This is a genomic window from Paraburkholderia sp. HP33-1, from assembly GCF_021390595.1.
Classification (GTDB): Bacteria; Pseudomonadota; Gammaproteobacteria; order Burkholderiales; family Burkholderiaceae; genus Paraburkholderia.
Genome location: NZ_JAJEJR010000002.1, coordinates 63,544 through 88,598, shown reverse-complemented (window position 1 = coordinate 88,598; position 25,055 = coordinate 63,544). Strand labels below are relative to the sequence as shown.

General features: G+C 63.4%; 27 protein-coding genes. 10 read left to right on the top strand and 17 right to left on the bottom strand.

All coding sequences use genetic code 11. The annotated features are described in order from the left end of the window. Positions 1–57: 57 nt before the first annotated feature. A complete protein-coding gene (locus L0U81_RS16470) occupies positions 58–1,035 on the bottom strand; it encodes a LysR family transcriptional regulator (RefSeq protein ID WP_233807778.1) in 978 nt (325 codons plus the stop codon). Between the two features lie 120 nt (positions 1,036–1,155). Here L0U81_RS16470 and L0U81_RS16465 point away from each other — a divergent pair, with 120 nt between their 5' ends. After that, a complete protein-coding gene (locus L0U81_RS16465) occupies positions 1,156–2,139 on the top strand; it encodes an aldo/keto reductase (protein WP_233804554.1) in 984 nt (327 codons plus the stop codon). 6 nt (positions 2,140–2,145) lie between these two features. Here the strand turns inward: L0U81_RS16465 and L0U81_RS16460 are convergent, their stop codons facing one another. Then, positions 2,146–2,826, bottom strand: a complete 681-nt coding sequence (locus L0U81_RS16460; RefSeq protein WP_233804552.1) for a TetR/AcrR family transcriptional regulator — start codon at positions 2,824–2,826, stop codon at positions 2,146–2,148. Positions 2,827–2,900: 74 nt separating this feature from the next. Here L0U81_RS16460 and L0U81_RS16455 point away from each other — a divergent pair, with 74 nt between their 5' ends. Next, positions 2,901–3,545 (top strand): glutathione S-transferase C-terminal domain-containing protein, encoded by a 645-nt coding sequence (locus L0U81_RS16455; protein WP_233804550.1) that lies wholly within the window; start codon positions 2,901–2,903, stop codon positions 3,543–3,545. Positions 3,546–3,554: 9 nt separating this feature from the next. On the opposite strand, the gene L0U81_RS16450 is transcribed toward L0U81_RS16455, so the two are convergent. Beyond that, positions 3,555–4,439, bottom strand: coding sequence for a LysR family transcriptional regulator (locus L0U81_RS16450; protein ID WP_233804548.1), 885 nt, complete (start codon positions 4,437–4,439; stop codon positions 3,555–3,557). A gap of 122 nt (positions 4,440–4,561) precedes the next feature. Here L0U81_RS16450 and L0U81_RS16445 point away from each other — a divergent pair, with 122 nt between their 5' ends. Both L0U81_RS16445 and L0U81_RS16440 read left to right on the top strand, forming a co-directional pair. Beyond that, positions 4,562–4,846: a hypothetical protein gene (locus L0U81_RS16445; protein ID WP_233804547.1), complete on the top strand. Its 285-nt coding sequence runs from the start codon at positions 4,562–4,564 to the stop codon at positions 4,844–4,846. A 230-nt stretch (positions 4,847–5,076) separates the two neighbouring features. Next, the gene (locus tag L0U81_RS16440; RefSeq protein WP_233804545.1) at positions 5,077–6,321 is read left to right on the top strand and encodes a multidrug effflux MFS transporter; all 1,245 of its coding nucleotides are present in this window, start codon (positions 5,077–5,079) and stop codon (positions 6,319–6,321) included. Positions 6,322–6,353: 32 nt separating this feature from the next. On the opposite strand, the gene L0U81_RS16435 is transcribed toward L0U81_RS16440, so the two are convergent. Further along, complete coding sequence (locus L0U81_RS16435; protein ID WP_233804543.1) at positions 6,354–7,073, bottom strand: SDR family oxidoreductase; 720 nt, start codon at positions 7,071–7,073, stop codon at positions 6,354–6,356. An 82-nt stretch (positions 7,074–7,155) separates the two neighbouring features. Here L0U81_RS16435 and L0U81_RS16430 point away from each other — a divergent pair, with 82 nt between their 5' ends. The 3 genes from L0U81_RS16430 to L0U81_RS16420 all read left to right on the top strand — a co-directional run bounded on the left by L0U81_RS16430 (position 7,156) and on the right by L0U81_RS16420 (position 9,836). After that, on the top strand, positions 7,156–8,106 hold the full coding sequence (locus L0U81_RS16430) for a LysR family transcriptional regulator (RefSeq protein ID WP_233804541.1): 951 nt from the start codon (positions 7,156–7,158) through the stop codon (positions 8,104–8,106). Between the two features lie 70 nt (positions 8,107–8,176). Beyond that, entirely contained in the window at positions 8,177–8,581 is a 405-nt protein-coding gene (locus L0U81_RS16425; protein WP_233804539.1) for a DUF3224 domain-containing protein, read from the top strand. A gap of 310 nt (positions 8,582–8,891) precedes the next feature. Beyond that, entirely contained in the window at positions 8,892–9,836 is a 945-nt protein-coding gene (locus tag L0U81_RS16420) for a cation transporter (RefSeq protein WP_233804537.1), read from the top strand. Here L0U81_RS16420 and L0U81_RS16415 read toward each other — a convergent pair whose 3' ends face one another. The 12 genes from L0U81_RS16415 to L0U81_RS16360 all read right to left on the bottom strand — a co-directional run bounded on the left by L0U81_RS16415 (position 9,837) and on the right by L0U81_RS16360 (position 20,365). Further along, on the bottom strand, positions 9,837–10,889 hold the full coding sequence (locus L0U81_RS16415) for a Tad domain-containing protein (protein WP_233804535.1): 1,053 nt from the start codon (positions 10,887–10,889) through the stop codon (positions 9,837–9,839). Between the two features lie 8 nt (positions 10,890–10,897). Next, positions 10,898–11,371: a TadE/TadG family type IV pilus assembly protein gene (locus L0U81_RS16410; RefSeq protein WP_267957003.1), complete on the bottom strand. Its 474-nt coding sequence runs from the start codon at positions 11,369–11,371 to the stop codon at positions 10,898–10,900. Beyond that, the gene (locus tag L0U81_RS16405; RefSeq protein WP_233804534.1) at positions 11,368–12,231 is read right to left on the bottom strand and encodes a tetratricopeptide repeat protein; all 864 of its coding nucleotides are present in this window, start codon (positions 12,229–12,231) and stop codon (positions 11,368–11,370) included. The genes L0U81_RS16410 and L0U81_RS16405 overlap by 4 nt, the downstream gene beginning before the upstream one ends. Continuing rightward, positions 12,228–13,178 (bottom strand): type II secretion system F family protein, encoded by a 951-nt coding sequence (locus L0U81_RS16400; protein ID WP_442793424.1) that lies wholly within the window; start codon positions 13,176–13,178, stop codon positions 12,228–12,230. Before L0U81_RS16400 ends, L0U81_RS16405 begins: the two co-directional genes overlap by 4 nt. Next, a complete protein-coding gene (locus L0U81_RS16395; protein WP_233804532.1) occupies positions 13,175–14,152 on the bottom strand; it encodes a type II secretion system F family protein in 978 nt (325 codons plus the stop codon). Before L0U81_RS16395 ends, L0U81_RS16400 begins: the two co-directional genes overlap by 4 nt. After that, positions 14,149–15,525 carry a CpaF family protein gene (locus L0U81_RS16390; RefSeq protein ID WP_233804530.1) on the bottom strand — a complete coding sequence of 459 codons (1,377 nt, stop codon included), beginning with the start codon at positions 15,523–15,525 and terminating at the stop codon, positions 14,149–14,151. The genes L0U81_RS16395 and L0U81_RS16390 overlap by 4 nt, the downstream gene beginning before the upstream one ends. Next, entirely contained in the window at positions 15,525–16,727 is a 1,203-nt protein-coding gene (locus tag L0U81_RS16385) for an AAA family ATPase (RefSeq protein WP_233804528.1), read from the bottom strand. The genes L0U81_RS16390 and L0U81_RS16385 overlap by 1 nt, the downstream gene beginning before the upstream one ends. Positions 16,728–16,750: 23 nt before the next feature. Next, a complete protein-coding gene (locus tag L0U81_RS16380; protein WP_233804526.1) occupies positions 16,751–17,125 on the bottom strand; it encodes a CpaD family pilus assembly lipoprotein in 375 nt (124 codons plus the stop codon). Between the two features lie 18 nt (positions 17,126–17,143). Further along, positions 17,144–18,508: a type II and III secretion system protein family protein gene (locus tag L0U81_RS16375; RefSeq protein ID WP_442793423.1), complete on the bottom strand. Its 1,365-nt coding sequence runs from the start codon at positions 18,506–18,508 to the stop codon at positions 17,144–17,146. A 49-nt stretch (positions 18,509–18,557) separates the two neighbouring features. Then, positions 18,558–19,565: a Flp pilus assembly protein CpaB gene (gene cpaB / locus L0U81_RS16370; protein ID WP_233804524.1), complete on the bottom strand. Its 1,008-nt coding sequence runs from the start codon at positions 19,563–19,565 to the stop codon at positions 18,558–18,560. Between the two features lie 27 nt (positions 19,566–19,592). Continuing rightward, positions 19,593–20,078: an A24 family peptidase gene (locus L0U81_RS16365; RefSeq protein ID WP_233804522.1), complete on the bottom strand. Its 486-nt coding sequence runs from the start codon at positions 20,076–20,078 to the stop codon at positions 19,593–19,595. 98 nt (positions 20,079–20,176) lie between these two features. Then, the gene (locus L0U81_RS16360) at positions 20,177–20,365 is read right to left on the bottom strand and encodes a Flp family type IVb pilin (protein WP_233804520.1); all 189 of its coding nucleotides are present in this window, start codon (positions 20,363–20,365) and stop codon (positions 20,177–20,179) included. Between the two features lie 628 nt (positions 20,366–20,993). Here L0U81_RS16360 and L0U81_RS16355 point away from each other — a divergent pair. Beyond that, positions 20,994–21,479, top strand: coding sequence for an adenosine-specific kinase (locus tag L0U81_RS16355; protein WP_233804518.1), 486 nt, complete (start codon positions 20,994–20,996; stop codon positions 21,477–21,479). Positions 21,480–21,501: 22 nt separating this feature from the next. Further along, positions 21,502–22,404 carry an ATP adenylyltransferase family protein gene (locus L0U81_RS16350; RefSeq protein ID WP_233804516.1) on the top strand — a complete coding sequence of 301 codons (903 nt, stop codon included), beginning with the start codon at positions 21,502–21,504 and terminating at the stop codon, positions 22,402–22,404. A 27-nt stretch (positions 22,405–22,431) separates the two neighbouring features. Here L0U81_RS16350 and L0U81_RS16345 read toward each other — a convergent pair whose 3' ends face one another. After that, complete coding sequence (locus L0U81_RS16345) at positions 22,432–24,084, bottom strand: FAD-dependent oxidoreductase (protein ID WP_233804514.1); 1,653 nt, start codon at positions 24,082–24,084, stop codon at positions 22,432–22,434. A 260-nt stretch (positions 24,085–24,344) separates the two neighbouring features. Between L0U81_RS16345 and L0U81_RS16340 the strand changes: the two genes are divergently transcribed. Next, positions 24,345–25,034 (top strand): DUF4410 domain-containing protein, encoded by a 690-nt coding sequence (locus L0U81_RS16340; RefSeq protein ID WP_326489833.1) that lies wholly within the window; start codon positions 24,345–24,347, stop codon positions 25,032–25,034. Positions 25,035–25,055: the final 21 nt, after the last annotated feature.

The window sequence follows — 25,055 nt, the reverse complement described above, 5'->3', positions numbered from 1 at the left end:
ATCGGGCTAACGCCCAAGTGTGCCGTTTTATTCCGCAAGCCGCTTAACTTGCCTGTTTCAGTTTGTTTCGGACCTTTGACTTCCGGCACCGTCACGTTTCAACGGACGCCGCACGCCCTTGCCTCGCTCATCGCTCAACTGCCGTTCGCCCCACGCGCGCACCGCGTCGGCGAACAAACGCAGCGCGGTCGGCGGATGACGGTTGGCCGGGTAGTAAAGGCACAAGCCCGCGAACGTCGGGCTCCACTCCGGTAGCAAGTGCACGAGCCGGCCGCTCGCGACATGTTCGACCACATGATCGAGCGGAACCCAGGCGATGCCGATGCCGGCCAGCGCCGCTTCGACCATCAGGTTCAGATTGCCGAGCGTCATCGGGCCGTCGACGTCGATGCTCGCGCTCTTGCCGCGATGCGTGAGATCCCAGCGGTACAGCGTGCCGCTTTCGAAGCGAAAGCGGATGCAACGGTGCCGCATGAGATCGTGCGGCGCCTTGGGCGCGGGATGGCGCGCGAGATACTCGGGCGACGCGAGCGCCCCGAAACGCATGTCGCGCCCGAAGCGGATCGCGATCATGTCGCGCGGGACGTCCTCGAGCACGCGGATGCCCGCATCGAGCCCTTCGGCGACGATATCGACGAGCCTCGAATCGACGACGAACTCGACGTGAATCTCCGGATAGCAGGTGAAAAAGTCGGGCAGCACGTGCTGCACGAGCTGCTTCGCCGACGACTCCGAAGCGCTGATGCGGATCGTGCCTGACGGCCTGTTGCGCGCCGCCGTGACTTCCACGACCGCGTCGTCGAGGTCCGCGAGCGCCGGGCGCACGCGCCGTAACAATTGCTCACCGGCTTCCGTCAACGCGACCGAGCGTGTGGTGCGATTGAAGAGCCGCACGTCGAGGCGCGACTCCATGTTGCGCATCGCGTGACTCAGCGCCGACGGCGACAGCCCAAGCACGCGTGCGGCTGCGCTGAAGCTGCGCTGTTCGGCGATCGTAATGAAGGCGGTCAGTTCGGCGAGGCCCGCGCGCGGCAGTCGAGAATTCGTCATTTGTGAATTCGATTCAATACCTCATGCAAGTATAGAGATATTGTTGAGTCGCGCACAGCAACCTAAACTCGCTTTCAGTGCCACGACTTTCAACTGGAGCATCGTATGCAAACACGTCAACTCGGCAAAAGCGGCCTCGAAGTATCGGCGCTCGGCCTCGGCTGCATGGGTCTGAGCTTCGGCTATGGCCCCGCCACGGAAAAATCGGCCGGCATCCAGCTGATCCGCTCGGCCTTCGAGCGCGGCGTCACGTTCTTCGATACCGCGGAAGCCTATGGTCCGTTCGTGAACGAGGAACTGGTCGGTGAGGCGGTCGCGCCGTTTCGCGATCAGGTGGTGATCGCGACCAAGTTCGGCTTTCGGGACGGCGACACCAAAAAGGGGCTCGACAGCCGCCCCGAAAACGTTCGCGCCGTCGCCGATGCAGCGCTCAAGCGCCTGAAAACTGACCGCATCGATCTGTTCTATCAGCATCGGGTTGATCCGAACGTGCCGATCGAAGACGTTGCCGGCGCGGTGAAAGATCTGATCGCCGCGGGCAAGGTCGGGCACTTCGGCCTGTCCGAAGCGAGCGTGGAGTCGATCCGCCGCGCGCACGCGGTTCAGCCCGTCGCGGCGCTGCAAAGCGAGTATTCGCTGTGGTGGCGGGAGCCCGAAGCAAGCGTGCTACCGACCCTCGAAGAACTCGGCATCGGCTTCGTGCCGTTCAGCCCGCTCGGCAAAGGCTTTCTGACCGGCGCGATCGACGAACGCACGACCTTCGACAAAAGCGATTTCCGCAATGTCGTGCCGCGCTTCTCGGAAGAAAACCGCAAGGCCAATGCGGCGCTCGTCGACGTGCTCGGCCGGATCGCGGACAGCAAAGGGATGACGCGCGCGCAGATCGCGCTCGCGTGGCTGCTTGCGCAAAAGCCGTGGATCGTGCCGATTCCGGGCACGACGAAGCTCACGCGCCTCGAGGAGAACGTCGGCGCCGCGAGCGTCGTGCTGACGCCGGCGGATCTCGCCGACATCGAAGCGGCGCTCGAACAGATCAAGGTGGCGGGCGAGCGCTATCCGGCGCAGCTTCAACAGTTCATCAACCGCTAGGCGGTGCTAGATCGCGGCGCTTTTGTCATGAGACTTGCGCCGCGTTTTAGCTGGTGTCCTGGCTGGCGTCCCGCAGATCAACGCGACGCCAGCCTGCGCCGTCGCACGCAGCGACTCGCGCGAGTCGCCCGCACGCGAGCGCAGTGCAAGGCTGTGCAGAATCGCGGATGCGACTTTGGCGAGCAGCGCGGGACTCGCGGCCGCATCGAGCTCGCCTTGCGCTCGCGCGCGTTCGAGCCGTCGCTCGAACTCGGCGTCGAACGTGGCAAGGCCCTGCGCGAGCTTGCCGCGCACTTGCGCATCCCCTCTCGATTCCACCGCTGCCGTCCCGATCAGAAAACATCCGCGCGGCACCTCGTCGGGTGGAAGGTAAAGCGCGAGCGCGCCTTCGTACACGGCCAGCAACGCCTCGGCGAGAGGTCGATCGCCATGCAGCGCGGCTTTCATCGTGTCGCGGCCAAACGCGATATAGCGATCCAGCGTGTCGAGATACAGCGCGTGCTTGTCGCCGAAAGCGCCGTACAGGCTCGGCCGGTTCATGCCGGTCGCCTCGCTCAACGCATCGAGCGACGTGCCCGAGTAGCCGCCATGCCAGAACGCGTCGCGCGCATCGTTCAACGCCTGTTGCGAATCGTAGTTGCGCGGTCGTCCACGGGGGCGCTTTTCCCTTTTTGTACTGGTATGCATAAAATTCTCTGGCGTCATCGATTTTTGTTCACTATAGTACAAAAACACTTTCGCCAACGACCGGAGACATCAGCATGGAGCTTTATTTTTCGCCGCTCGCGTGTTCGCTCGCCACGCGCATTTCGCTTTATGAGGCCGGAGCCGACGCGCGTTTTATCGAAGTCGACACGAAATCGAAGCGGCTGCGCGACGGCTCCGATTTCTATCCGATCAATCCGCTAGGCCAGGTGCCCGTGCTTCGTACCGACGACGGCTGGCTGCTCAGGGAAAACACGGCGGTCCTGCCGTACGTGGCCGACGCATTTCCAGCAGCCGCGCTCGCGCCGCAGCCCGGTACGGCCGAACGCGCGAAATTGCAGGAGTGGCTCGGGTTCATCAGCACGGAGTTGCATAAGGCTCTGTTCGTGCCGCTGCTCGATCCGCTCGCGCCCGCCGACGTTCATAGCTATACGCGCGAAAAGGTGGCGCTGCGGTTGGATCTGCTCGAGCAACACTTGCGCGACCGCGAGTTTGTGCTGGAGCGGTTCTCAGTGGCGGACGCTTATCTGGTTCCTGTGCTGACCTGGGCAAGCTATGCCGGCGTCGAGCTTGCACAGTGGCCATCTGTCCAGCAGTACTACGAACGAATCACGCGCAGGGCTTCTGTTGCAAAAGCGCTGGCGGAAGAGTTCGCGCTCTTTCGCGAGGAGCAGGACAGACGGAAAGCGGCAGCGACGTAGTATGGCTCGCTAGCTCAATCGCAAACTTCGCAATACGTCGAGCACATACTGAGTCGGACGCTCCACCGTCCCCGCGCGATAGGCAAGGCCCAGCTGCCGCCATAGCGCCGGGCGCAGTGCACGGGTGACGATGCGCGCGTCGGCCGGTGCGCGGCTCGCTTCCTGTGGCAGTAGTGCGGCGCCGTATCCCGCGGCCACGAGGCTCTTGATCGCCTCCGTGTAGTTGAGCTGGATGCGCGGCGTGGGGTGCTGCCCCGCCGCGCTGAACCACTCCGTCGTCAAACGGGAAAGCCGCGTGCTGGCGTCGCTCAGGATCAGCGGCTTCGCGGCGATCCATTGCGGCGTGATGCGCGCCGGACACGTCCAGCCCGCCGGCATGAATGCAACGACAGGATCGCGGCGCCATTTTTCGATAGATAGCCCACGTATCGGCGCTTGCGGCAGCGCCACGATGCCCACATCGAGCGATTCCTCCGCGAGTCGCATCAGCGTTTCCTGCGAGGTCTGCACGGCGATTTGCACATCGATTCCGGGATGCTCCGCGGCCAGTCGTTCCAGGGACTGCGGCAGCAGATTCGCGATGGCCGCGGTGGAAGCGCCGAGCCGAACGCGCCCACCGAGCCCTTCCACCTGCCGCCGCACGTCTTCCAATGCCTGCTCGGCACCGGCCAGCAACTGACGTGCATAGGCCACCAGCGTCTCACCGATCGCCGAGGCCCGCACCTGACCGCGTTTGCGCGACAACAGCGGCGCGCCGACGCGGCTCTCCAGATCCGCGATGTGCAGACTGACTGTGGGCGGCGCGAGATGCAGAACGCGAGCGGCCTCGGCGAAGGAGCCGAGGTCGGCAACGACAACGAGAGTGCGCAAGCGGTCGAGACTGATCTCTCTCATCGGAATCGCGTCGGTCAGAAAAGCTGAATCAGGTGGTCAGTAAACTCAACTTTTCCAATCTTACGTGCAGATGGAAGATGGTGGCGCTGGTTTTTTGACGCCGACTATCGGGGGCCATCGGCATGAACTCATCTTCGACACGGGGTTGCCAGTCGCGGCAGGCTTCGGATCGGCTGGACACAATCTCGGACGACGCCAGGTCGTTACTGCTCGGGCTCGTGTTTACGGGTGTCGTGATGGCCTTCGCCGTCATGGCGATGATCTGGACGGCATCTCGCCCCCCGCTGAAGAGCAAGGACTGCTCCGGCCGGATCGCAAACGATGCGCATGCGAGCTTCGTCGCGTTCTTCCAGGATCCGGCGGATCAGGGCGCGTTGCTGCAGTCGATCCAGGACTGCGCGAAATGAGCGAGGTTGATGCGCGTTAGCGGCGGGTTCGCGGCGCGTTCCGCCAATCCGTCGACCCGCGAACCACCCACGCCGGCCCCGCCATTCCACACCCCCACCAGGGAAAATCCCACTTCCCGCCGGACCACGGGCACAATACGCGGCGACAATGTCGCGGCATCCACGCCTTTTCCGTTCGACATCCGAACGCACGGATGCCCGCGCCGCCAGAATTCCCTTTCGATGCACTGATGACCCCCGCTTCCGCCGACTCCGCTCCAAACTCGCCTCGCTTCCTGCTATTCCTGGTCTGCCTATTCGCGTCCGCCGGACAGCTCGCTATCGACATCTACGTGCCCGCGCTGCCCGCGATGGCGCGCTACTTCGGCACTTCGCCGCAAGCGATCCAGACCAGCGTCACCGTCTACATGGTCGCCTACGCGTTCGGCCAGCTGATCTTCGGCCCGATCGCCGACGCGTACGGCCGCAAGCGCGTGCTCGCGTTCGGCCTTAGCGTCTATACGGTCGGTTGCCTGCTGTCGCTCGCGGCGCCCAATCTGGAGACGTTCATCCTTGCCCGCGCGCTGCAGGGCTTCGGCATCGCGAGCACGAACCTGCTCGCGAAGGCGATCATCACCGATTCGTTCGTGGGCCAGTCGTTGCTGCACGCGTTCACGTACATGTCGATCGCGTGGGGGCTCGCGCCGATCGTCGCGCCGGTAATCGGCGCGCATCTGCAAACGGCGTTCAGCTGGCGCGCATGCCTCGTATTCCTGCTGATCTATTCGCTCGTGATGTGGGCGCTGCTGTGGCGTTATCGCGAGACGTTGCCCAAGCCCGTGCATCTCGAACCGCGCACACTGGCCGCGAACGCCCGCAAGGTGTTCGCGAGCCCCGTGTTCCAGAGCTGTTTTCTTGCGCAGGGTCTGTGCTACAGCATCCTGCTCGTCTTCAACATCGTCGGGCCGTTCATGGTGCAGAACACGCTGCACAAGCCGCCGACATTCTTCGGCTACCTCGCGCTCGGCATCGGCATGATGTACTTCCTTGGCGGCCTGTCGAATCGCCTGCACCGTCCGGGGTTGCCTAGCGCCGAGCAACGGCTGCGCATCGGCGCGCGGCTGATGGCGGCCGCGTCGATTGCAATGCTGCTGCTCGCGCTGACGGTCGGCCTGCGGGTGTGGACGCTTGCGACGCCCGTGCTCGTGATGGGCTTCTGCTCCGGCGCAATGTATCCGACGCTGATGGCGAAGGGCAACTCGCTGTTCCCGCACATCGCGGGTCTGACGAGCGCGATTCTCGGCTGCTCACTGCTGCTGGTGTCGTCCGTGATGATGGGACTCGCCGGCTTCGCGTCGGTGCAGGTGCTCACGCCGCTCGCGTTGTTCTTCGTGGCCATCGCGTTCGTCGTCGTCGCGATGGTGACGAAGCTGCTGCGCCATCTCGCGCATGTACAGCCCGCGGGTGCGGTGCCCGCTGGCCGCGAGGCCGCCTGAAAGAGCGGTCGACCCATTCCCGTCCTGGTGCTTCACAGCAGCCGGAGCCCCCCATCACATTCAATCACCGCCCCGGTCATGAACGTGTTCTCCAGCAGAAACTGCAGCGCGTGCGCGACATCAGCGGCCTGGCCGACGCGCCGCACCGGTAGCGTTTCGCTCTGCTGACGAAACAGCTCGCTCTTCACGCTCGCGGGAAACCTGTCCCACCAGGGCGTATCGATCACTCCCGGCGACACCGCGTTCACGCGCAGCGGCGCAAGCTCGCGCGCCAGCGTGCCGATCATGCTTTCGAGCGCGCCGTTGATCGCGCCCAAACCTGCTGTGCCCGGATTCGCGATACGCGCGGAAATCGCGGTCAGAAACGTCAGACTGCCGTCACGACGCAGTGCGGGCAGCGCGCTCTGCGCCGCTTCGAGTTGCGGCCAGAACTTGGCCTCGAAACCGCGCCGCAGCGCCGCCAGATCGAGTTCGGCAAACGGCCCCGCGCCTTCGCCGCCGGACAGCGTCATCACCAGATGATCGATCCGGCCGAGCCCGCCGAAGAAGCGTTCGAGCGCCGGGCGATCAGTGCAATCAAGCGCTTCGCCCGTCACCCGCCCACTGATGCCACCCAACGCACCGTCGATTCTGGCGCGGTCGCGCCCCACCGCGACGACGCTCGCGCCGGCCGCCGCCAGCCGCGTCACCGTCGCCAGCCCGATACCCGACGAGCCACCCAGCACCACGACCTTCTGATTTTGCCAGTCCATGTCATTGCTCCTGAGAGTGAACGGAAGACCCCGTGGCAGTAGAATGCGCGGTACCTGCCTATCACTCAAATCGTTTAGCGTCATGGCCAACATCATTGAAAATGATTTTCGCCGCTTCGACCTGAACCTGCTGCTGACCTTTCGCGCGCTGCTCGAGGAGCGCAGCGTCACGCGTGCCGCGCAGCGGCTTTTTCTCGGGCAACCGGCCGTCAGCGGCGCGCTGAAACGCTTGCGCGAAACATTCGGCGACGAGCTGTTCGTGCGCACGCCGCAAGGCATGACGCCGACGCCGCGCGCGCTCGAACTCGCGCGGCAGATCGAACCGTTCCTGCAGTCGCTGCATCAGGCGCTCACCCAGCCTCCCGTTTTCGATCCGGCACGCGCGCAGCGGGTGTTCCGTATCGGCCTCAGCGATTCGCTCGAACTGCTGTTGATGCCGGACATCATGGCGCGCCTCGCCGACACGGCGCCCGGCGTGAAGCTGATCGCGCGCTCCACCGATTCGACGCGCGCCGCCGCGATGCTCGACGATGGCGCGATCGAACTCGCGGTCGGCGTATTCCGCGAATGCGTGCCGTGGCAGCGACGCATGCCGCTGTTTTCATGGCGCTTCGTGAGCGTCTACAACCCCCAGTTCGTCAGGACGCGCCGCAAGCATCTGTCGATGGACGAGTTTCTGCGTCACCGTCATGTACTGACTTCGTTCAGCGCCGAGCTGCGCGGCTTCATCGATGAACGACTCGAGATGCAGGGACTTAAGCGCGAGGTCGTGTTTTCGAGCCCAAACTTCGCAACGACCCCGTTCATCGTGCAACGCACGTCGGCGATCGCTACGGTGCCAGAGTTCATCGGCCGTGTATGGCGCGATACGCTCGGTCTTGCGCTGAGTCCGCTGCCATTCGAGGTACCGCGCTACGAGGTTTCGCTGATGTGGACGGCGGCTCACGATCGGGACCCGGCGCTCGCATGGTTGAAGCGCGAGTTTGCGGATGCGTTCGGCACGGGTGATCGCACTGCGCATGCAGCGTCCTGACAGCGGCGTGTGCTACGTTTAGGAAACGTCACGCTTCGCCGTTGCCCGTTCAAGCCAGGAGGAAATCCCGATGACTGACCACATTGCAAAAGGCACCTTCATCGTCGCGCTTCAACCGATGCCATTCGAAAACGCCGACGCCGAATCGAAACTCGGCCGCATGTCGATCGACAAACAGATCTCCGGCGATCTCGCGGCGACCACCCAAGGGCAAATGTTGAGCGCGATGACGAGCGTCAAAGGCTCGGCTGGCTATGTCGCGCTCGAACAGGTCACCGGCACGCTCGCGGGCAAGCGCGGCACGTTCGTGCTGCAGCACATCGGCGTGATGAATCGCGGCGCTGCGTCGCTGGCGGTGAGCGTCGTGCCGGATTCGGGCACGGAAGAGCTGAGCGGCATCGAAGGCGAGTTCAGGATAGAACTCGTCGACGGCGCGCATACGTATGAGTTTGCTTATCGTCTGCCCGGCGATTGACTTGCCGATCTTCCGTCGGGCTACGTTTGACGCGATCGCGACTCCGGGCGGGGCATTGGGTGCGCGCGTTCGAGTTCTAAAACGCGCCGCTCTAGAAGATTTATATGCACGCCGCGCACGGGGGGATTTCTTGTTCTGTTGGCCAGCGCCTGGCGCGCTGGCGGGTAGGCGAGCGTTCACTGGAACGCAGTTGTTCACTTAACGCCTGCGCGTCATTTCCCCAACAACTGAACGGGTGAATCATGGATAAAATCGCCCAGAGTGGTAAGTGAGCGGTTCGAGTTGTCCGCTTCGTGAGAAGGAGGGAACAATGAGTCGAGTCGACCGGAAGTTGACGTCGCGTTCCAACGCCTCATCGGAGCGCGCCGGTTTCATTGTTTCGCTCGCGATCACCCTCTTGATGGCCGGCATCGCGCTAACGGTTGCCGTCTTCACCGGATCGCAGGCGATCCTTCTCGATGGCATGTTCAACGCCGTCTTCGCAGTCGCTGCGGCATTCACGCTGCACGTTTCAAAGCTTCTCCGGCAGCCGTCCAATCCCAGCTTTCCTTATGGATATGCCTACTTCGTGCCGCTTGTGAACATGATCAAGAGCCTGCTGATTGCCGGCGTATCACTGATCGCCCTATGGTACGCAATCGCCGCGATGTTATCGGGAGGCAATGACGTCCCCTTCGCCGAAGCGATGGCCTTCGCTGCGTTTTCGGCAGTCGCATGCGCGACGGCGGCCCTGATCATCCGGCGCATACATCGACAAACCCAAAACGAGCTTTTACGGGCCGACCTGACGACGTGGTCAATCAATGCGGCCATATCCGGTTGCCTCGTGCTTTCCTTCGCGGGCGCGCTGATGCTGCAGTCCTTCGGTTTTGCAACAGCCGCGCGCTATGCAGATTCCACCTTTGTGACGCTTCTCGTGCTGCTCTCGATCGGCGTACCGTATTCAATGGGGAAAGACGCGCTTTCAGAGCTTCTGGCAAAGGCTCCCGACGCAGAACAAAGAGCACCGATCGAAACGGCGATTCGCTCCGCTTTACAAGATCTGGGCGACTTTCCTTGCTTGCTCCGTCTGGTTCGCGTCGCTAACCGCTGGGAGATCTTCGTTGAGGTGACGATACCCGCGAGCATAGAGAGCTTCACCGTTGACGACTGCGATAGAGTTCGCGCCCGCGTTGAACGGATCCTCGATGGCCAGGGCGTCACTGGAGAGGCTCACCTCCTGTTTTCGCGGCGCAGCGTCAGGCCGGCAACTTGATCACTGCGCGAGGCGCGGTGGGATGTACGCTCCATAGTTGGGTCCGACTCCGCTCGCCGATGTCGGTATCTTGTAGCCCGCGACGAAATGCCCCTGAATGTATTTGCTGCTGCCTCCAACCGATGCGTCGACGTAGAACGCCGCGAAAGCGACGATCGGAACATACGTCTTGATGTCGATTTGCGTCGCAACGGGAATCACGATCGTGACGTCCGTCGGCACCGACTTGTACAGCGACGCTTTCGCACCGGGTTCGATCCAGATGCTGTCACCGATGCTCAGCGGCGTTGGATTGCCGTTCGCGATCAGCGAGCGAACGGTCGTCACGTTGTTCGCGTTGATCAGGAATGACGTCCATTGGCCAGCAGTACACGATGCTCCATAGGTTTGATAGTTTGTAATCCGGAATTCGTAAGGCAGGCCCGTCGACGGGTCGATCATCGGTTCATTGGTCTGCGAGTTCCAGTACTGGTCGTAAATGCACTGGTCCAGCACGACCGGAAAAAGGCCGCCCGCGCCTACCGTGTCCGGCGCCGTGACCACGGCAACGGCAGTCGCGCTGCCGGGCGTGCTGAGCAGATTCAGCAGCCCCCCAAGTAACAGGTTGATCGCGCCGCCGTTCTGGTTCGCAGCGCGCCTCACCACAACCCGCACTGCGGCTGCATCATCGACGCCCGGCGAAATCGTTGTCGACTGCATACCGGCAGGGCTGCCCGACAGGTTCCAGTATCCGGTTTGAATCGTGCCCGTCGTCAGCTTCTGTTGATCGGATCGGTTTAGCGAGACGCTGTTGCTTGCCAGGGTTTGCGCCTGAGCCCAGTTCGGCCCGTTAGTGCCGGCAGCCCATAGCGAGCCCGCACCGCTCAGCGCCGCAGCGTCAGCCGCATTTTGCAGTTCGTTGCGCACCACGCTGACACGCGCAAGGTCGACCGCGAAGGCGCCGAAGCCCAGCAACGCTACGAGGAACAACACGAAGAAGAGCGCCACGGAGCCACGTTGCCGACTCTGGGGGCGGGACGGCCGATCTCGCGACGGTTTGGCAATGCGCTCCATGTCCGGCATCACTCGTAGTTCATCACAGTGGTGGCCGTCAACGTGACCGGGCCGGTCAGTACACTTAAAGCAGAACCCAGAACAAGGCCCTGATATTTATAGGTCACCGTGACCGACAACGGACTGCCGGAAGACGTGCCGCCTGACTGATCTACCGTAACAGTGGGTGTGGTAGCCGTGCCTCCAGTGACAAGATTCTGCTGCGTGTAATTCAGCGCGACATTGCTGATCTGCGTAACCGTCAACTGTGGAATCCGCACGACCACCCCGGCGCGGGCCGCTTCTCGACTCGCATTGGTAATGATCGCCTTGTCGCATAGCAGCAGGCTCACGTCGATGATGCCGAACAGCACCATCATGAGGAAGGGAAACACCAGAACGAATTCGAGCGCGACCGCTCCGCGCTCGGCGCCGGCACGGGACTCACGCCGTGCCCGGACCGCACGGCGCGACGGGTTGACGGCTTGCCCGCGCGGATTCATTTCGGCGTCTCCGCCTGTTGCGAAACGCTTGCCGCCGTGGCCTTGCCGTCGGTCTGCCGGGTATCTGATGGACGCCCGGCGAACCTGTCGCGCAGCGATTGATAAAAGCGCAGGTTGTCGTCTGCCGAAGACGGCGGCAGATCGACCAGCAGTATCTTCTTCGCCGCCTCCGTGTTGCCGAGCAGCCCGTACGCGAGAGCCAGGTTCTGGCGCGCCTGCAGAGGTGCATCCGGCAGTCCTGCAACGTCGAGCAGCGTGTTGGCGGCCTGACGGGGCTTGTTCTCAAGAATGAGAGACAGGCCCAGGTTGACGCGCAAACCCTGTACCTCCGGGTGCGCCGCGAGCGCACTGTGATAGATCGCCTGAGCGTCCGCGTGACGGCCCTGAAGGTCGAGCACCGTGCCGAGACCCTCGCATAACACCGGATCGTCAGGCTTGGCGGCTAGCAGCGCGCGATATAGAGCGGCCGCATCGTCGAGCCGGCGCTGCCGCAACGCCACGCGTGCGAGACCGAGTTGCGCTGCCGGCTTCGCCGGGGTCTGCTGCGCGGCGAGCTGGTAAAGCGCTCGGGCCCGGTCGAGGTCGCCGGCCAGGTACATCGCGTCGCCCAAACCGAGTTGCGCCTCGGTCGAGTTCGGGTTTGCCGCGAGGGCTTTTTGGAACAGCGTGCTCGCGAGCTCGACATCGCCGGCTTGCAAAGCACTGTCGGCCACGCGCAGATCGCTCATTCCATCGGTGTTGCGCAACGACGAGACGGGGCGCGGGTTAAAACTGCCGCCGCTGGCGCAACCCGTCAGCAAGACGGCGGCAAACGGCAGCGCTAGGGCGAAGGAGCGCAGCAAGGCCGAGGAAATTTTCATTTGAACACCGCTATCAGGCGAATCACTGCGGGGCCCGCCGCGATCAGGCCCACCGTCGGCAGGATGAAGAGCATCATGGGCAAGGTCATCTTGGTTGCAAGCTTCGCGGCCTTTTCTTCGAGCGCCATCATCTGCGCGGTCCGCTCGGCGCGTGACAACATGCGCAGCGAATGGGTGATCGGCGTGCCGTACTGTTGCGACTGAATCAGCGTGGTCACGAGCGCGCGCACCGAGGGCAAACCGATTCGCGCCGCCAGGTTGCGCAAGGCACCCGCACTGTCGCCGCTGACCTGCAACTCGTCGCCGGCTACGGCAAACTCGTCGGCAAGCGGCGGGCAGATCGTCTCCAGTTCGCGCGCGACACGCTTCACACCGACCACCAGACTGTTGCCCGCGTTGGTGCAGATCACCAGCAGGTCGAGCGCGTCGGGCAGACATGAGGCTATCGCCTTTTGACGGCGGCTGATCAGCGCGTTCAGCGCAAGCTCGGGCAATATCATCCCGACGATGAACACGCCGCCCATCATCAGCGCGCGAAACACAAAATACTCGCCGATGCGTGGCACATACGGACCGAGCACGATCGCCGCCAGCGCGAACAACGCGCCGGCCAGCAGCTTGAAGCCGATCATCACCGAAACCGCGCGGCGCTCGCGAAATCCGGCCCGGACCAGTTGCTCGCTCAGCTGGTTGCGCTGCGCCGCACCGCCCACCGGCACCCGCTCGCCGAGCGATGCGAAGCGCTTCAGCAGGCGTTGCCAAAGGTCCGCCACGTGCTCTTCCGCGCGCAATTGGGGATGGGAGTCCACACGTATTGCGGCGCTACGCGCGCGATGCGCGATGCGACGGCGGGTGCTGCGCGGCCGCATCAGCGCAAGCAGGAGCCCGCCGCTTAGCAGGAGCACCAGCGCAAGGTCGCGCACGGCATCGGAGCCGATCAGGTTCATCGCGAGGTATTCAGGTTCGAGATTTTTTGAATCAACGAAAGACCGATGACGAGTAGCACCGCGGCAAGCGTCAGCATCTTGTGGCCAGCGCGCGTGTGAAACAGAAGGTCGACATACGGCCGGTTGATGACGTACAAAAAGCCCATGATGAAGAAGGGCACCGCGGAAATGATCTTGCTCGCGATTCGGCCCTCGGCGGTCAGCGCGCGGGTTTTCAGACGAATGTCCCTGCGGGTGCGGATGATCCCTGACAGGTTCTCCAGCGTTTCCCCCAGATTTCCCCCTGTCTCACGTTGCAGCAGCAGACACACCGCAAAGAACGAAAAGTCGGCGATCTGCAGGCGTGCGACAGCCTTGTCGAGCACTTCTTTCAGGTCCGCACCGAGCCGCAAGCTGTCGCCCATTGTGCGGAACGTCGAGCGAACCGGTTCCTCGGCCTCCTTGCCGGCGGTGCTGATCGCCTGCACGACCGGGATACCGGCACGCACCGCCCGGATGATCAGGTCGAGCGTATCGGGAAATACCAGCAGAAACTGCGCGCGGAAGCGGGCGATCAGAAAGCGATAAGTGAACCTCGTAGCGGCGAGCGGCAAGGCGGCATAAATCAACAGATGCGACCACGCTGGCAGCGGCGCGAGCCGCACGACGATGAACGCGACCACAGCGCCGGCGATGCCACTCGCACAGACGAGACGAATGCCGCCCCCGCCGCTTACCGCCCTGATCCGCTGCACATGTTGCTGGAACCACCTCTGGAACGCGCCGTAGTCCTTCGGACGTTCGAACAATGCGCCGCTCGTGTCTGCTGGCGCAGACCGCTGCCTTGCGACGCGCACCTGCTGAAGCTCTTTCATGCGCTCCTGAATGCGCCGCCGCGGCCGATTGCGTACGAGATCGCGCAGCGACGACACGAACATGCCGGTCAGCACGATTGCAAGGAACGCACCGGCGCCGACGACGTCCGCTGGCGTCATGGCCGCAGTGCCTCCATCAGGGTCGTCTCGAGGCCGTAGTAGGCCGCGCGTGTCGCGAACACCGGACGCAGCGACGACGACTCGAAGGTGCCCCTCACATCTTCGTGATAGGCGCTGGCATCGTAGCGAAACGCGAACAGATCTTGCGTGATGATCACGTCGCCTTCCATGCCGGCCAGCTCGGTTACGCGCGTGACGCGGCGCACGCCGTCGCGCATGCGTTCGATCTGCAGGATCAAATGCACGGCACTCGCAATCTGGCGTCTGATCGCCGTCAGCGGCAGGTTCCCGTTCGCCATCATCACCATGCTTTCGAGCCGGGTGATCGCGTCGCGTGGCGTATTCGCGTGAATGGTCGTCATCGAACCGTCGTGACCGGTGTTCATCGCCTGCAGTACGTCGAAGGCCTCCGGACCACGTGTTTCACCCAGAATGATGCGGTCGGGACGCATCCGCAACGCGTTGCGCACGAGGTCTCTCTGCGTCACGGCACCCAGTCCCTCGCTGTTCTCAGGGCGCGTTTCGAGGCTGACGACGTGCGGTTGCTGCAATTGCAGTTCCGCCGCGTCCTCGATGGTCACGACACGTTCGTGTTCGTCGATGTGATGCGACAGAGCATTGAGCAACGTCGTCTTGCCCGACCCGGTACCGCCCGAGATGATGATGTTCAGACGGCACGCCCCGGCGATCTTCAGCACGCGGACCATCTCCGGCGAGATGTTGCCTTGCTGTGCCATCCTTGCAAGCGTGATATTGCGCCGCGAGAACTTCCGGATCGAGATCGATGCGCCGCGTAACGCGATCGGCGGCAGCACGACATTGACGCGGCTTCCGTCGGCCAGTCGCGCGTCGACCATCGGGCTGCTTTCGTCGACGCGTCGGCCCACCGCGGCTGCAATGCGCTGCGCGACGTTAGTCACATGCGCGTTGTCGCGGAACTTCAGCGGCGTCAGTTCCAGCCGGCCGTGCCGCTCGGCGTAGACCTGATCCGGACCGTTGACGAGGATATCCGTCACCGCATCATCGGCGAGCAGCGGTTCGATCGGCCCGACACCAAACATGTCATTGAGGATTTCGCCGACGATCTGGGCCTGCTCGGCAGGCGTGATGTGCAGCTGTTCACGTACCACCGCGTCGGCAGCGATTTCCTCGATGCCTGCGCGTACCTGGTCGCGCGTTTTCATCAGCGCGGCAGACATGTTCATCGACGCAAAAACCACCGCGCGGATTTTCCTGAAGTTGTCCGAGCGAATCACGGTCTCGTAGCCGTCAGGCGGCGTGCGCGGATGCACAGGCGCGGGCGCCACGGGCTGCACGGTTTCTGTGTCGGCGAGCGGCACAGGCTGCGGGGACTGTTTTTTGACGCCGAACATCAGCCAGTTCTCCGCACTTTGAATAACCGCGCGTGCCAGGGAGCGGGTGCCGGAGACTCACGGCCCGTGAGGCTGCTTGCAACGCGTTCGATAGCGGCGGCGAACCCCTGAGGCTTCCCGCTAGCCCCGACCGGTTCGCCGAGGTTTTCGGCCCGCGCGAGCGGTTTTGGATCGTATGGCAATTCGTGCACCACGGCGCGACCGATCGCGCGCTTGAAGTCCAGCGGCTGGACGCGGTCCGCGACGGGTTCGTGCGGATTGTTCAGCAGCACCGAGATCACCGCTTCGCCCGGGCGATCTTCGGTGAAGCGGAGCAGGCGCATGCACTCGCGTGCCGCATACACGGAGGGATCCGCCACGATGCAGACGACCTGTGATGCGTCGAGCGCCTCTTCGACGCTGCGGCCGCTGCGGGCCGGCAGATCGAGCAGCACATAATGGAAGCGGCGCTTGAGCGTGCTGATCAGCTCCGCAAACGCGCCCGGAAGCACGGCAAACTCCGTTTCATACGGAAGCTCGGACGACAGCGTGAAGAGCCGTTCGCCGGCTGCCACCACCGCGCGATCGAGTGCCTGCGGATCGATGTTGCGCGTGTCCTGCAACAGATCGGTCAGCCCGTTGCCTGACGGGAGCCCTAGCATCGAAACCGCCGCCCCACCATGCAGATTGAGGTCGACGTACACCACATGCCTGAGCGTCTCATCCGCCAGATGACGCGCCAGCGAGACGGCGATCGTCGTCATGCCTGCGCCACCCCTTGCGCCAATGAAGCTGATCACCTTACCGGTGCGCACCTGGGCGGACGGATCACGCGCCGACAGTGCACGCAGCAGCAGTTCGACCGTCACAGGCTTCACGAGATAGTCCTGGATGCCGATCTCGAGCAGGCTGCGATACAGACCGACATCGTTGCGATCGCCGATCACGACGACGGCGACCGACGGCGCGCACACGTCGGCCAGTCGAGCCAGGTCCGACAATGGCATGTCGGAGCCGGATACATCGACCAGCAATTGGCGCGGCGGCCGCGGGAGATTCTGCAGCAGACGGATTGCGTCGTCGATGTTGCCGATCTGCGCGTGCGCATTCGGGATCGCCTGATCGACAATCAGACTCTTCGCGGCATCGACGCTGGTTGCGTCAGAGAAGACCGCAAGCAGATCCACCGCGTGCGCTGCGGCCGAACTGAAGGGACGAAGCATGTCGATCGCGTTCATGGGGGGCGTCAGTGTGTCGATGAAGTCGTCGTCGACGTGGCGTTCGGCTGCTTCACGCGGCCTTCTTCAAAGCGGCGCACCGCGCCTGCGGCCGACGTTGCGTCGCTGCCGGCGTAGGGCAGCGGAGCGATGAGATCCTCCGGCCGCGCGAGCATCACCGCGAGATTCGTCAACGTCGCACAGCCGAACGGGATGCCGGGGCGCGCATGGCCCGCATCGATCAGATGCGACGGCTGCACCAGCGTCGCGCAGTCCGGCGCGATCGCGTAGCGGCCGTCGAAGCCGACCATCGATGTATCGGGAAGCCCGAGTGGCGGGGTTGCGGACATGCAGCCGGACAGCAGGAGCGGCACCAGTCCAATACCAATCAGTCGAAGGAGCATGGCGTGTTTCCCGATAGCTCAGTAGACGAAGCCCGCAGCCCCGACGAGGCGCGGCACGTTGCCCGACAGCGGATCGAGCCCGAGCCTGCTCTGCAGCACAAACTCGATGTCGCTGCTCGGATGCACGATGGTGTCGATCGGTTGCCGCAGACGACCGGGTTCAGCGGGCTGCACGATATAAGGCGTCACGATGACCACCACTTCGGACTTGTTGTTCAGATAGTTCTTCGACGAGAACAGCTTGCCGAGGACCGGAAGCTTGCCGAGGCCCGGCAACTCCGCGAGGACGTCGCTGGTATTGCTCTGCAGCAGTCCGCCAATGGCGAAGCTTTGTCCGCTCGACAATTCAACGGTGGTTTCGACGCGGCGCACGGTTAGCGCGGGCACCTTGATGCTGTCGATCGTTACACCGTTGGTCGAATCGAGTTCGCTGACTTCAGGGCGCACCTTGAGGCTGATCCGGTTATCCGCCAGCACCGTGGGCGTGAAGTCGAGCGACACGCCGTAGGGTTTGAACTCGATCGTGATCGAATTGGTCTGGCCTTGCGGAACCGGGATCGGAAACTCGCCGCCCGCGAGGAAGCTGGCGGTTTCGCCGGACATTGCAGTGAGGTTCGGTTCGGCGAGCATCGTGATCAGGCCTTCCTGATCGAGCGCGTCGAGCACCCCGTCGATCGCCCATTTGCCGGCCTGAAACGCCCCAAGGATAGAGAATGCGCCAGTCGACGAAAGCGTCGTCGTGGCTGAACCCGCCCGGCCGTTGAAGAGGCCGCCGATGAAGTTCCCGCTTTGGCCGAGTGCGTTCCAGTTGATGCCCAGCTGCTGCGTCACGTTGCGGTCCACTTCCGTGATGCGCACGCGCAGGTGCACCTGGATTGGCCGCGTCAACGTCAGCCGGTTGACCAGCGTCTCCTTGTCGTGCAGAAAGGGGGTAAGGGACTGCATCACGGCGTCCGCAGCCGCCGCGTCGGGCACATGCCCGGCCACCATCAGCGAACCGGGCGCTGCGGTCAGGATCAGCTGAAATTGCGGGAAGCGGGCGTCGAGCATACGCTGTATCGAAGACGTATCCGCGCTGACCACGACGGTTTCGCGCAGGATCGTGCGATTGTGGGCGCCGAGCGCGAACAAGGTCGTGGTGCCTGCCTTCTTGCCGAGCACGAATACCGTTTGAGGCGTCGGCACATGCACGTCCGCGACATCCGGATCGGCGACGAACACCGCGACCGCTGATTCTGGCAGGTGCAGCATTTCGCCCCCGCCTGCCGGGACCGCCAGCGACGGATCGCTGCTCGCGGCGAGTGCGCCATGCATCAGTGCGATCGCCAGTCCGAATCCGGCAATCCACCGCACGTGCACTGCCGAATAGACACGATGCAACATGAATCCTTCCTGTTAATGTCCGGTCTCACCGCCTGGGCAAGCCGAAGGGTCAGCGTTGTGTCGTGGGCTGTTCCGGCGACGGATTCTGCCCGGCAACCGTCGTCGGCGGGTTCGCCGGCAGGGGTGGCAGACCCGCTGCACCGGTACTGCCTTGCAGTCTTGTCTCCCCGGCCGCATCCGATACCTTGGAGCCGCGGTAGACGATCACCGCGTGCGTGGCATCCGGGGCCGGCCCGGCCGCGCTGCGCGCCGATACGCGTACTGTCGACAAGGCACGCGAGACGTCGCCGGCCCACACGGGCGGTGATTGCGGCAGCGTCTCATTGCCGGTGATGGGCGGAGTGCGATCGCTGGTCGCGAAACTGCGCAGCGCGAGCGATAGCGAACCGAGGTGCGTTGCGACGGCGATCACCTGCGCGGTATGAGGCGTCACCTCGAACGTCACGGTTCGCGCCCGCGTATTCGCGTCCGGGGTATCTGACTTGGGCCGCTGGAACAGCGAGCCGACCGCGAGCACGCGAACCCGGTTGACCACCGTCTCGCTTTCCACGGAGCGAGCGGTGTTCTGCGGCGCATGCGCCGGCCCGTCGAGTTGCTGCGTGAGCAGCACGTCGACGTAGTCACCCGGCTGGATCAGGCCGGCGTTGCCCGAGACGTCGTCGATGGCAACTGAAGTTGCCCGCATGCCGGGCTTCAATGCGGCAGCGAGAAATCCCGGTGCATTGGGCGCAATGACATCCGCAGTGCCGAGCATCGTGCCGGCTGTCACCGCGTGGCGCAGCACATCGCCTTTCAGGTCCGTCGCATCCGCGCTGTCAGCGTCGCTCTTTACCAGCGCGCCCGGCAGGACCTGCTTGTGAGGCACCTCTTTCCAGGCAAGATCACTTTCGCGCAGCAACATCCCTTCCGGCAGATCCGCGGCTGCTACGCGCACCCGATCCATCGCCGGCGGCCGCGCCGGGCCCGGCTGCGATGCGGCGACGAACACCGCGCGGAAAACGATCGCGCCGACCGAGGCGAGTATCACGAGGATGACGATCTTTAGAATTCTGGGCATGGGCGTGACGATCGGCTTTCAGATCGGCTACAGCAAGTTCAGGACGGGTAGCCACACGGCCGCGATGCCGCCGAGCGCGAGAGGGACGCCGTAGGGCACGCCGCGCGGTGATGCAAGCTGCGTGAAGGCCAGGGAGGAATGCGTCACACGTCTGCGGAAGAGACCCATGATGAGCGCCGTCAAGCCGAGGACCAGGCCGGCGCAAGAGACGATGAAAAACACCGGCCATGCGTAAGCCGGACCCGCCCACAGGAAAACAGCGGCCGCCAGCTTGACGTCGCCTCCGCCCATCCAGCCGCAGCGGAACAGGAGCGCAAACAGCGCAAAGGCAATGGCGGCAGCACCGAGGTGAGCCGCGAGCGACGCGATATTGACCCCGGCAACGGCGGCATCGATCCCGTAAAGACAGGCCACGAGCAACACGGCACGCGTGGGCAAGCGGCGCGAACGGATATCGTGCACCGCGAGCGATGCCAATACCAGACAAGCCGCTGATTTCGCTGCGTAAAGCATGGTTGGCTTTTCCTTGTTTGCAGCTGTGCCCGAGACGCCCGGCGCCCCTTCGGGAAGCCGGGCTGGCCCGTTGGTCCCACCGTGCCGGGAGATATCGATTAGGTGCCGTTCTGTGCGTTCGTAACCTTCGTGACCATGTTCTGGAACAGCGCAGGCAGACCGCCAGTGCCACTGAAAATTGCGCCGGCCGCCACGACCGCGATGACCACGATGCCGGCGAGCACCGCATACTCGAGTGCGCTAACGCCGCGCTCGTCGCGCGACAGAGACTTGATGAATTGCAGCATGAGGACTCCGTAAGGTTGACTTTTGTATGGATGCCGAAAGAATGAAGCAGCGTTAAAACGCAATGCGACCGGCTTCTGCTTCACTTGTTGAAGGGCTGACCTGTCAGAACCAGGAGCGGAAAGAACGCACGAGTTGCAAGCTTGCAATTCAATTGCAAACGTTTGCGCACGCGCCGACTGCAGACAGCATCCGGAGCCTCCAACGCTGCAGAGGATACTGTTGACCTCACACCGGCAAACTGATGAACAGAGGCTAGAAATCCTCGTAATTCATTTTTTTGGCCGGATGAGTACAGGACCGTTATTTCAGCCAGGCCGAGACCGCACCAAAGGGGTGCTCCATGCGCGGTCGAGCTTGCCATGGGTGACGCTCCAGGGGTTTTCCATGAAAGACTAGGGAAGGCAGGCGGCGCCGGTCTTCGCATGACCACCGGGCACGCAATCGGGCAACCGCAAGGCGCTCGCGCGTTCGGCCAAAACTTGATGTCGCTTTCGCTCACGCCCAGTTGGGACTAGGCTAGAAGCCGGATCGACGAAGACCGGCCGACGCGCGAACCATCGGCAGCTGCGCTGGCCCGTCTTCGACGTGTTTTCATCGGCGTCTTGCCGCAATGGAGCGAGGTCCAAGATGCAATTGTCCGCCGTCAAGGTCGTCAAGCCCGATGCGACCAACTTCATTCTCGGGCAAAGCCACTTCATCAAATCGGTCGAGGATATTCACGAAGCGATGGTCGGCACGGTACCCGGCATCAAGTTCGGCCTCGCGTTTTGCGAGGCCTCCGGCAAGCGCCTCGTGCGGCACTCCGGCACGGACGAGAGCCTCGTCGAGATGGCATGCCAGAACGCAACCAACGTCGGCGCGGGCCATAGCTTTTTCGTGTTTCTGGGCGACGGCTTTTTCCCCGTCAACGTGCTGAACCCGATCAAGGCCGTGCCCGAGGTCTGCCGCATCTTCTGCGCAACAGCGAACCCCGTCGAAGTGCTGATCGCTGAAACGGATCAAGGCCGAGGCATCGTCGGCGTAATCGATGGCTTTTCGCCGGTCGGCATCGAAAGCGCTGAAGACATTCAATGGCGCAAGGATCTGTTGCGCACGATAGGGTACAAGCTGTAGCGGCCACGCCTGCCTACATCACATGGAACAACCACGACGCCTCGTTCCGGGCACGCTGTGGCCCGCCATTCTGCGACAGACCGAACATGCGCTGAGTTGCGGCGCGCTGCAACCGATTGACACGCAACAGTCGGTGATCGAAAGCGGCGGCATCCGCTTTCTCGTGCGTCAGGTGTCGAGCCTGACGCGCAAGGAACAGCAGCGCGCGCAAGCGCGAAAGCTTCCGACGGAAAAGCGCCCTCGCGCGAACCCATTTCTTCCCTACGAGCCGGATCTGTTCGTCGCCGATATCTCCGACACGCATCTCGCGTTGCTGAACAAGTTCAACGTGATCGATCATCATCTGCTGATCGTCACGCGCGAGTTCGAACGGCAGGAAGCGCTGCTCGATCTTGCCGATTTCGAAGCGCTGATGACGTGCATGGTCGAGTTCGACGGCATCGGCTTTTACAACGCGGGCACGGAGGCCGGGGCGAGCCAGCCGCACAAGCACCTGCAGATCGCGCCGCTGCCGCTCGGGGAAACCGATCCGCCCGTGCCTATCGAGCCCTTGCTCAGTGTGGAGAAACGCCTGGCCGGCCTGCCGTTTCGGCATGCGTTCGCACGCTTTAACGCAGATGAGTTGATTCGCGCAGATGCGGCGAAGCAGGCGCTTTCCCGCTATCGCACGCTGCTCGAAGCGGCGGGTGTCGGCGCGGTCGAGATCGACCGTGCATCCTGTCATGCGACGCCCTATAACCTGCTCGTCACACGGCGCTGGATGCTGCTCGTGCCGAGATCGCAAGAGCGTGTCGAAGGTGTGTCGGTGAACGCGCTCGGGTTTGCGGGTTCGCTCTTCGTGCGTGACGCGGCGCAGCTGGATGTGATCGAAAGACTCGGCCCGATGACGGTATTGGAACGCGTCGCGCTGCCTGCGAATATGTAGAGACCGCGTAGCGATCGCGCGACAGACTCACGCACCGTCCGACTGCAAATACTTGTGCGCGAAAGCAATCGCCATGCTGCCCTCGCCCACGGCTGAAGCGACGCGCTTCACAGGGCTCAGCCTCACATCCCCGCACGCGAATACGCCAGGGACGCTGGATTCGAGCAGGTAAGGATCGCGCTTGTGCGACCAGCGTCCCGCCTTGACGACGTCATCGCCGGTCAGAACGTAGCCGCGCACATCGCGCGCAATTTCGGGCGGCAGCCACTCCGTCTGCGCATCCGCTCCGATGAAGACGAACAGACCGCCGCAGTCGTATCGGCTCACTATGTCGCTCGTCGATTCACGAACGTCAATTGCCGTCAGATGCGTATCGCCATACGCGCCGACCACTTCCGAGCGCAACTGCACCGCCACATTCGACTTGCCCGCAAGCTGTTCGATCAGATAGCGCGACATGCTCTTTTCGAGCGAATCGCCGCGCACGACGAGCGTCACGCGGCGCGCATGATTGGCGAAGAACAACGCCGCCTGGCCGGCCGAATTGCCGCCGCCGATCAGATGGACATCGAGCCCGTGCGTCGCGCTTGCTTCGCTGCGCGCCGCGCCGTAGTAAATCCCCTTGCCGATGAAGCGGTCGAAGCCGTCGATTGCAAGCCGCCGCCACGTGACGCCTGTCGCGAGAATGATCGTTCGAGCGCGCACGGCGTCGCCGCCATCGAGATGAATCTTCCGCGTTTCTACATCGATGCGCTCGACCGAGCGCGTCACGAGGATCTCCGCGCCGAGCCGCCGTGCCTGTTGCAGCGCGCGGCTCGCGAGTTCATCGCCGGAAACACCGTTGGGAAAGCCGAGATAATTCTCGATGCGCGAGGAGGTGCCCGCCTGTCCGCCCGGCGCCTCGCGCTCCAGCACCAGTGTGCGCAGACCTTCCGATGCGCCGTACACCGCGGCAGCAAGCCCCGCAGGCCCGCCACCGATGACCACCGTGTCATATTCTGGAAGACGCGGCTGCGTCTGAAGGCCGAGGAGTCCCGCAAGCTCGCGTGTCGCGGGCCGACTCAGCACCGTGCCGTCGGCGAGGCGCAACGCGGGGCACTCGCCTTCCGTTGGACACGTGCCAGGCCAGCGCGCAGCCAGTTCGGGCGCATCCGGCGCCATCCAGTCGTGGCTGATCTGATTGCGCGCGAGGAACTGACGCAGCAGCGTGCACGCATTGTCCCAACGGCTGCCGACGATGGTCACACGCGCCTTCGGCTGCTCGGCGGAAAGGTTTTGCAGCCCGCCGATGCGCTCGCGCGCCAACGCGCCCATCCTGAACGCCACGTCGGGCGATGCCGCCGCGAGCGCGTAGTATTGCGGCGCATCGACGCGCATCACGCGCGAAGGCTCGGCCGCTCGATACGCGCCCGGAAACGGCGAACTCAGCGCAAGCGGCACTTCGCCGAAGATCGTGCCGGGCAGACGCCAGCCCAACGTTCGCTCGATGCCGTCGAAAGTCTTGATGACTTCCATCTTGCCCGACAGGACGGCGTATAGCGCACGTTCGCCGCCTTCATGAACCGCGAACTCGCCCGCGCACAGATGCAGGTCGGCGGACGTGTGCGCGAGATTCTCCAGTACGCTGTCGGGGAGGGTCGAGAACAACGGCACAGCGCGGATGTCGTCGATCGTGAGCATGGCTTCGTTCTCCGTCCTGTCAGGCAGATGACGTGACGCGCGGCCCACCCGGTTTCAGAGGCGTCATGTCCGATGATTGGGTTCGCGCAAAGGCATACACAGACGAGGCACGAAGTCGACAACAGCACGGACCCAGTATAGGAGTTTAAGATCGCGAAAGACCCGAGATTGGGGGTATGGGCCGTGGCGTGAATGCCATATTTCATTACTGCCATGCGACCGGTACGTAGCAAGGAGCACAATGAGTGCGGAGGTGCGCGATGGTCTTTCGATGGATGCGAATGGTCTGTCTGGTGACGTGTGTATGTGCCGGCGCCGACCGATGTCTGGCCGCGGATTCGTCCGCATCGCCTTCGGCTCCTGTCGCGCCGCCGGTCGTATATGTCTCCGATTTCGATCTCGACGCCGCAAATGTCACCCCTGACAGCGGGCCAGGCCACCGCGCTCGAGGCATCATGGGCAATCTGGTGCCTGAAGGCCCGCTGCGCCAGCAGCAGGATCCCCAGGCGCGGGCGCGAGAGATCGTTGCGCTGATGGCGCAATCTCTCACGGACGATCTGAAGAAGGCCGGAGTAGACGCGCGCCGGGTCACACCGGGTGAACCGCTGCCCCACAGCGGCTGGCAGGTGCGTGGCGTTTTTCTCAGTGTCGACGAGGGTAACCGGTTGCGTCGCGCGATGGTGGGTATGGGCGCAGGTCAAAGCCAGTTTCAGGTCGCGGTTTCCTGCGATAACCTGGCTACGCCGGAGTTGCCGCCGCTCTATGAAAGTGTCGAAGAGGGCGCGAGCAGGAATATGCCGGGCGCTGTGGTCAAGCTCAATCCGTACGTGATCGCTGCGAAGGTCGTTCTCTCAGGCCACGATGAAAAGGTGGCAGTCAAGAAAAGCGCAGAGCAGATAGCTGATGCGCTCGCACAACGGCTTCAAGTTGATCGTAGGCCACCCAACTAGATCTTTAGAGCCGGCTATTTC